Below are 7718 nucleotides of genomic sequence, written 5' to 3' on the forward strand. Positions count from 1 at the left end.
GACACACCAGTTTTGGTTCACCGGCACGTATTACTGTGACCGTTTACCCTGGCAGCAAAGGCGTCGTGGATATCGAACGGGAGGTATCACTGGGACAGGCCATTCACTCCAAAGGCGTCATGATCATCACCGGATTTCTTGGTAATCGCTATGCACAGAAATTCCCATTGGCGGTTTCTGCCCACATTGCCATGGAACAGTCCTACGGTTATATCGACGGCGACAGCGCCTCACTCGGCGAACTGTGCGCCTTGATTTCCGCGCTTATTCAATCACCAGTTGAACAAAGCTTTGCCATTACCGGCTCCGTTAACCAATACGGTGAAGTACAGGCAATCGGCGGCGTGAACGAAAAAATTGAAGGCTTCTTCCGTCTTTGTGCAGCGCGCGGACTGACAGGAAAACAAGGGGTTATTATTCCCGAATCAAACCGTCGTAATCTGATTCTTAAACCAGAGGTCGTGCGCGCCGTAGAAGAAGGAAAATTTGCCATTCACTGTGTCCGCCACGTTGACCAGGCAATAGAACTTTTACTCAACCGCCCAGCGGGTGAACAGGATGCTGACGGCAATTTTCCGGAAGGTACAGTAAACGGCGATATTATCGAACGCCTGCGCCGTATTTCGAAACTTGGCGAGGATAAAAAGACAGACTGATCAGTGCTGTTTTGATGTCAGCCATTGCGCCAACCGCTGTCTGTTCAGCGGTTTGGCGTGAACATCATCCATCCCGGAATCCAGACAGGCCTGCCTTTCCTCATCACTGACGGCTGCGGTAAGCGCCAACAGGGGGCCGCTGTAACCATTGCGACGAAGTTCCCGTGCACATTCCTGCCCACCCATCACTGGCATATGACAATCCAGCAGAATAGCATCGCAGTTAATGTAATCACCCTGCTCCAGTAATGCCTGACCATTGCCAAAACACTGCACTATGGCTCCCATTTTAGACAGCAGACGTACAATGACTTTCTGACTGGTCGGATCATCTTCAGCAACCAGAATGTTCCATCCGGCCAGAACCGTCATATCTGATGCTGTTTCACAAACGGCAGCGTCTTCCACAGCGCCATATTTAACCGGTACACGCACCCAGAAACGACTGCCCTCACCGGGTGTACTGTCGACTCCAACCTCGCCGTTCATCAGCTGCGCCAGTGATTGACTGAGACTCAGCCCCAGACCCGTACCACCATAGCGCTGCGATGTGTCCGCCGCTTCCTGCTCATAGGCATCAAAAACATGTCGGATACGGTCAGGCCGGATACCCGGCCCATTATCTTCGACTTCAACAATAAAATCAGCGCTATAAGCATTATTTTCGTTAAATGACGCGCGCAGGCAGATATGTCCGGCATGAGGCGTAAATTTACAGGCGTTACCAATAAAGTTAATCAGTATCTGCTGCAATTTATGCGCATCAGCCAAAAAACACTGATCTTTAAGCGAAGAATATTCCTGAATAAACTCAATATTTTTCCGCTGCATAACAGCGGTAAATAACACACTGACTTTATCCAACAGCGCAACCGGAGAAAAAAGAGTTTCTGTTAATTCCAGTTTTCCGGATTCAATTTTAGATATATCCAGAACATCATTAACAAGACCAAGCAACACATCAGCAGACAGCTTCAGATCTTCAACCAGTTCCACCTGGTCAGAATTTAAAGAGGTTTCTGCTAACAGATCGACAAGACCAACAATACCGTTCAGCGGCGTGCGGATTTCGTGACTCATGTGAGCCAGAAACTGGGTTTTCTGGTGAGAAGCAAAATCTGCATTTTTTCGCGCCAAATCCGAACGCTCTGCGCATCGGGCCATGTCTTCAGCGTGAACAATATCAAGATAACTGCGAATAGCGGTGGTCAGGGATACCACCATTCGCGACTGCGTCGCATCTGATTTCATCAGATAATCATTGATTTCATAATCCTGAACCACCTGCTTCTCAGGTGCATAACCGGGTTGCCCGGTACGGATGATAATGCGGATACGATGGTTATGAATGCTGTTGCGGATGTATTCAACCAGTTCCAGACCGGCATGATCGTGTTCCATAACAACGTCGAGCAGAATAACAGCAATGTCGTGACGGGTTGAGAGTATACGCCGTGCTTCTTCCGCACTCTGAGCTTCGAGAACTTCCAGTGGCGCACCGCGATAACGGTAACGTGACAAAACAAGCCGTGTCACCTGCAACACAGCCTCATCGTCATCAACAACCAGGAGTGCTATCGATTCCGGTGGCTGAGCGCGTTCCTTTGTAAAATCGTTCCCTTCTCGATCCGTCATACTTCAGTTCCGGAAAAATCCTGATCACCCCTGCGATTTCCGTCAGGCAGACTCAGCATTCAGAGCCTGCCCTCAGATTAACGTTAGCCGATAGTAAGCTGTTAACCAATAGTCAGCTATTAACCAACGCCTTTTTCAGTGACTTCTGAATCGGATTTTCAGACAGCCAGATGCCAAACAATGCCTTTTTAAAAGCAAATCCTGGTACGGACGACTCAAGATCACCATCTTTATAAACCGCGACACCACTACCTGGCGTATACACAAGATCAAACACATCCCCCTCTTCTATTTCTGAGCGGAATGCTTTGATCAACTCTTCTATATCTTTTTCAATCGGAGCAATATCTCCGTCCGTAGAGCGGATAAAACCATCGCGGGTGGAATCTGCCATCCGCTTACTGGTAATCAGATCCGATGTTATATACAGGCGTATCGCCATCGGTTCATCCGCATCCACAATCTGCTGCGCATCTGTCTGATTATTTTTCAGATACAAAGCAGCAACATAAACATCGAGAAAAAACTTCGAGCGGGCGCCAGCACCGTTGAGGACAAGCTGCTGGTCACCAACCTCGAAAACATCATCGACATCAATATCGTTGATTTCTTTAGCATGCACAACAACCGAAACGGCTGCCGCTGCCACAAGCGTCATAAAAGTGCGGATCATGGGAGAATTCCTGTAATTGTTGTTATCGTGAGGCGACGGCGAAACAGAAACTGCCGTACTACCTTGGTCGATAATAACAGAATGTCTCCGCTGCACCAGCCAGCCGCAGACCACTTTACACTGATAGTACGATCAATAAATCAGCCATTACACTGATGCCCGCACAATATCAGCCAATTACAGGAATCTTTTTTGAAAAAACCGGCGAACGCCGGCTTTTCTATCTGAATTCTTTGATGTTACGGGCGACGAAGCCCAGGGTCATTTCGACCAGGTTTTCGCCAACATCGTAGAATCTGTCGTCCAGCTCAGCAATTTCGTCGGCGTAATCACTCTCTATCTGATCAAACAGCTCAATACGCTCGTCTTCATCAGCAGGTACTTTACGGTCTTCGAAAAAATTGATCAACTGGTCAAGTAAAGCATAAGTATTCTTAGCTTTAATGCGTTCCAGAGCTTCAAGAGTATCTTCCGCGAGGGCGCCAACATCATGGTGCATAAACTGCACAAACCCTCCATTCTCCATTTCACGCAACAACCCGTCGATACAAAATACGGTTTTTTCTGCATCCGACAGCGAGTCATAGCCATCATCCGCTTCTTTACCGTAAATAACATCCGTAATCTGAAGAAATGAATCAGTTTCATCGGCAACATCCAGTGCTGCCTGAATCTCCATGCTCATAGATCCTACTCGTTATTCTCTATATGCTTACTGAAAGGAAAACTCACAATAGCCTACCCGAATTTATTTGACAAAGGTTTTTATCCCCTGCCCGGTCAGCCTGCCCTTTTATCGGCAAAACCGCGCCATACTTCAATTTTTAAGCGGCTTGTGAGCACATTCTTTATATTACGCACTCAACATTTGTGCCAGCACATCAGCCGTTTTGTCCGCTTGCTCCATTGGAAAACAGTGACCGCCTTCAAAATTTTGCCAGTGTATGTTTGCGTTGGCGGCAGATGCCTTGCGGGCAGACCGGGCGATAAATCCATAACTGTCGGAAGCAACCAGAATATCCGTGCGCACACTGATCTGATGCACGGCCTGCCACAAGCCTCTTGGATAAGACCCGAAGATGGACGCTTCCCAGAGGGGGCTGCAGGCCAGTGAAATACCATCAGGCCCTTTATTTGTGCCGCCACGCACAAAATTTTCAAATGCTTCATCGCTCCAGTTGCGGTAAAGCGATTTATCTTTCAGAGCCTTCCACATTTCGCCGGTACCGCCCCACTGCCGCCTGCGGTTACTGACGGATTTAACCAGCCGAGACCGCTTCCATAACCCTGACTTTCGTGCCAGTCGCTGATAGAAAACAACCTCCGGAGAGAAAAGTACGGGATCGAGAAGAATAATGCGCTGAAACAGATGTGGACGGCGAGCGGCCAGCAACAGGGTTATGACGCCGCCCATGGAATGCCCGATTCCGATCACTGGCTGATTGCCCCTGCGCGTTTCCAGCGCATCACCAACCCGCTCTGCCATAGCCACCCAATCCGGCATGCGATGGGCCGGCTGCGCAGAGCCACCATGGCCGGGCAAATCAGTAAGGAGAACGGACCCGCCGTCACTCAAGCGCCGCGCCAATGGCCAGAGTGTTCTGGCACAGAAGCCGTTGCCATGGAGAAAATGCAATACCGGGCGAGCTTCATCACCCGGATAATACCAGCCACGAATGTCCGCCGCTGGGCCGTCGTACCATTCAGTTAATTCTTCTGTCTGATGTGAAACCTGCATGACTGTCGGATTCTTCTTTTTGTAATTGTAGATATCGTCAGCGACGCAAGTGAATAATTTGCGCCAGATGTTTCACTGTGAACTATATTTCTATCAAAGTGAACTTGAATATTAATAAGGAAGTGAACGCTGTGAAGCGTGCGCACGGATGGCCACATATTGAAAGATAAAAGGAAGAGATTATGACTTCAGCAAAAACCCTCACCGCCCTCGAAGCAAACCGCCGCTATACCGATTTAAAAGATGCTGAAGGACAGATGTCTCAGGCCCGCAGGGACCTGGAAGCCGGCGTAATAACTGAAGCGGAATATCGGAATATCTGTGATGTGTGCGTGAAGATTATTCGCGCCAGTCAGGACAGCTGATAAGCAAAGGGCCAGTCAATCTGGCCCCCGCCCGGGTTACCGCTTCATGCCGCTGCCGGCACACCACTGTGAAAACGGAAGGTATCGTCGACGGATTCAATCAGTTCCTGCTCCAGGCGGCAGAACTCGGCAACTCTTGGGGAAATATCATAATCCGCATACTGAGCCGCCAGTCCAAGGTAATCCTGATAGTGACGACCTTCGGATTTCAGCAGTGAACGGTAGAATTTTGCCAGTTTATCGTCCAGAAACGGCGCCAGTTTGGCAAAGCGTTCACAGGATCGCGCCTCAATAAAGGCACCAACAATCAGCACATCGATCAGTTCATCAACACCGCCTTTACGCACCGCATCACGCAGACCGGCAGCATAGCGGGAAGAAGACACATGGCGATAGCCAATGCCACGCTCTTTCATAATGTTCACGACCTGCTCAAAATGCAGCAGTTCTTCACGCGCCAGCTGACTCATCTTCTTCAGCAGATCTTCACGGTCGATATGCTTATACAGCAGATTCATGGCTGTTGTGGCGGCTTTCTTTTCACAATTGGCGTGGTCAATCAGCAGGGTTTCCTGATTTTTCAGCGCCACTTCAATCCAGGCATCCGGTGTTTCACAGCCGAGAAACCCGTTAATCTCTGCCAATACGGCGTCGACACTCATTTTCCTTCCTCAATCATATGTTCAAGCACTGCACGCAGCTCACCTTCAATCGCTACTGACTTCTGTGTATCACCGTCCATCAGACAGAAAGTAACGATGGCGTCCGCAATCAGATCCGCAGGCTCGCCGTCCACCAACAAACGCACTTCCTGAATGGCCTGAGCGCTTTTATTACCGATTTTACTCATGCGGGTGATGACGCGGATCACTTCACCGGCATAGGCCGGGCGACGGTAGCTGATGTTGATATTAGCGACAACGAAGGCCAGATTCCTTGATTCAAACAGCTTAAAGAACTGATAGTGCTCAAAGTAATCCCAGCGCCCTTCTTCCAGAAACTCCAGATAGCGTCCGTTATTCACGTGATGATAGATATCCAGATGATAACCACGGACTTTAATATCGACTGACACAGACAGACTCCCGGAAAAAGGCGGGGATTTTAAGCTATGGGCCCGGTGGCTGCCAGCGCAGATCGTGGAGATTGAAGCCTAATGGTACATCTGTCCGCAATGTAGCCAGCGCCCGGGTCAGCAAAGCCTGCGGCCAGTGCTGCGCCAGAGCATTACGCACGCGGGTATCGCACTGCTCATGGGCAGCAAGAATCAGATCCAGACTGCGGTGCTCATCCAACAGCTGGCCGGCCGTTTTCGGACCGATACCCGCCACACCGGGTAAATGATTCGTGGTATCTCCGGTCAGCGCCCAGAAATCCGGCAACTGCTGCGGCAGCAGACCGAATTTCTGCTCAACCATCAGTTCATCCCAGGTGTAGCGATCAAAGTGATTGCGTACCGTAAGGCGGCTGTTCACCAGCTGGCAGAAGCCCTTATCGGTGGAAAGTACAGTAACCTTCAGGCCCGCAAAAGCGGCTTTTGCCGCCAGCGTTGCCACCACATCATCGCCTTCCCAGCCAGCCAGTTCGATACAGCTGATGCCTGCCTGCTGAAATGACTGACGGATTTCAGCCAGCCCTTGCTCAAGTGCCTGCGGCATTGGCGGGCGCCCGAGCTTATAGTCCGGCCAGACTTCGTGGCGCCAGGTCACACATTTCTGCTCAAACACCACCGCCACGTGAGTCGCCTGCAGCTGTTCGGCATTGCGCACAATCACACTCAGACAATGGCTGCGGGTGGCATCCAGCGCCAGTTCAGACTCCTCCGCCGCGGCATAAATACGGCGGATCAGATTCATGGCATCAATGATCAGCAACTGCATCAGATACTATCCTCTTCGCTATCCGCTGTACTGACGTTTGCCCGCTGCTGTGCAGACCAGAGCTGCGCATAGAGCCCTTGTTTTGCCAGCAGCTCCTCGTGGGTTCCCTGCTCCGCCAGCTGCCTCTGCTCGAGTACGGCAATGCTGTCAGCATTGACCACCGTCGACAGGCGGTGCGCAATAATCAAGGTTGTATGCCCTGCGGAAACTTCATGAATGGCTTCCATAATGCCTTTTTCCGTGCGTGAATCCAGCGAAGACGTAGCCTCGTCGAACACCATGATCGCCGGCCTTTTAAGCAGCATACGGGCGATAGCGATGCGCTGTTTTTCGCCACCGGACAACTTCAGTCCACGCTCGCCAACCACGGTATTCAAACCATCCGGACACTGATCAATCAACCCCTGCAGATGGGCCATTCTGACAACCTCTGCGACTTCTTCATCGCTGGCGTCCTCACGGGCATACAGCAGATTGTTTTTCAGCGTATCGTTAAACAATACAGCGTCCTGCGGAACGATGCCCAGCGCGCTGCGCAACGACGCCTGCGAAACATCACGGATATCCTGCCCATCAATGCGGATTGCGCCGCTCTGTGGATCGTAAAAGCGGAACAGCAACTTGGTTAACGTGGATTTACCGGCACCGCTGGCACCGACCACTGCCAGCGTCCTGCCGGGTTCCAGCTGCAGATTCAGGCCGCGAATAATTGGCCTCTCGGGCTGATAGAAAAACTCCAGCTGCTCTATTTCGACCTTGCCACGGATGACG

Annotated in this window: 10 protein-coding genes; 2 read left to right on the top strand and 8 right to left on the bottom strand. The window is 50.7% G+C overall.

Features of this window, described 5'->3' with window-relative positions; genetic code table 11:
- On the top strand, positions 1–656 hold a 656-nt coding region (locus tag B2Z72_RS08715), incomplete at its 5' end, for a S16 family serine protease (RefSeq protein ID WP_297004600.1).
- Here the strand turns inward: B2Z72_RS08715 and B2Z72_RS08720 are convergent.
- The 4 genes from B2Z72_RS08720 to B2Z72_RS08735 form a co-directional block, all read right to left on the bottom strand.
- Positions 657–2291 carry a hybrid sensor histidine kinase/response regulator gene (locus B2Z72_RS08720; protein ID WP_296983005.1) on the bottom strand — a complete coding sequence of 545 codons (1635 nt, stop codon included), beginning with the start codon at positions 2289–2291 and terminating at the stop codon, positions 657–659.
- A gap of 112 nt (positions 2292–2403) precedes the next feature.
- Positions 2404–2964, bottom strand: a complete 561-nt coding sequence (locus B2Z72_RS08725; RefSeq protein ID WP_296983004.1) for a chalcone isomerase family protein — start codon at positions 2962–2964, stop codon at positions 2404–2406.
- A gap of 220 nt (positions 2965–3184) precedes the next feature.
- Positions 3185–3649, bottom strand: coding sequence for a DMP19 family protein (locus tag B2Z72_RS08730; RefSeq protein WP_296983003.1), 465 nt, complete (start codon positions 3647–3649; stop codon positions 3185–3187).
- Positions 3650–3817: 168 nt separating this feature from the next.
- Positions 3818–4702, bottom strand: a complete 885-nt coding sequence (locus tag B2Z72_RS08735; protein WP_297004602.1) for an alpha/beta hydrolase — start codon at positions 4700–4702, stop codon at positions 3818–3820.
- 182 nt (positions 4703–4884) lie between these two features.
- On the opposite strand from B2Z72_RS08735, the gene B2Z72_RS08740 reads away from it, so the two are divergent.
- Positions 4885–5067, top strand: coding sequence for a hypothetical protein (locus tag B2Z72_RS08740; RefSeq protein ID WP_296983002.1), 183 nt, complete (start codon positions 4885–4887; stop codon positions 5065–5067).
- A 44-nt stretch (positions 5068–5111) separates the two neighbouring features.
- Here B2Z72_RS08740 and B2Z72_RS08745 read toward each other — a convergent pair whose 3' ends face one another.
- The 4 genes from B2Z72_RS08745 to B2Z72_RS08760 form a co-directional block, all read right to left on the bottom strand.
- Positions 5112–5729: a tRNA-(ms[2]io[6]A)-hydroxylase gene (locus tag B2Z72_RS08745; RefSeq protein ID WP_296983001.1), complete on the bottom strand. Its 618-nt coding sequence runs from the start codon at positions 5727–5729 to the stop codon at positions 5112–5114.
- Entirely contained in the window at positions 5726–6142 is a 417-nt protein-coding gene (locus B2Z72_RS08750) for an acyl-CoA thioesterase (RefSeq protein ID WP_296983000.1), read from the bottom strand. Before B2Z72_RS08750 ends, B2Z72_RS08745 begins: the two co-directional genes overlap by 4 nt.
- A 34-nt stretch (positions 6143–6176) precedes the next feature.
- A complete protein-coding gene (gene xni, locus B2Z72_RS08755; RefSeq protein WP_297004605.1) occupies positions 6177–6947 on the bottom strand; it encodes a flap endonuclease Xni in 771 nt (256 codons plus the stop codon).
- Positions 6947–7718: ATP-binding cassette domain-containing protein (locus tag B2Z72_RS08760; protein WP_297004608.1), on the bottom strand; the 772-nt coding region annotated here is incomplete at its 5' end. The genes B2Z72_RS08760 and xni, both read right to left, overlap by 1 nt.

Origin of the sequence: Thalassolituus sp. UBA6592 (assembly GCF_002433655.1) — a bacterium.
Classification (GTDB): domain Bacteria; phylum Pseudomonadota; class Gammaproteobacteria; order Pseudomonadales; family Oceanobacteraceae; genus Venatoribacter.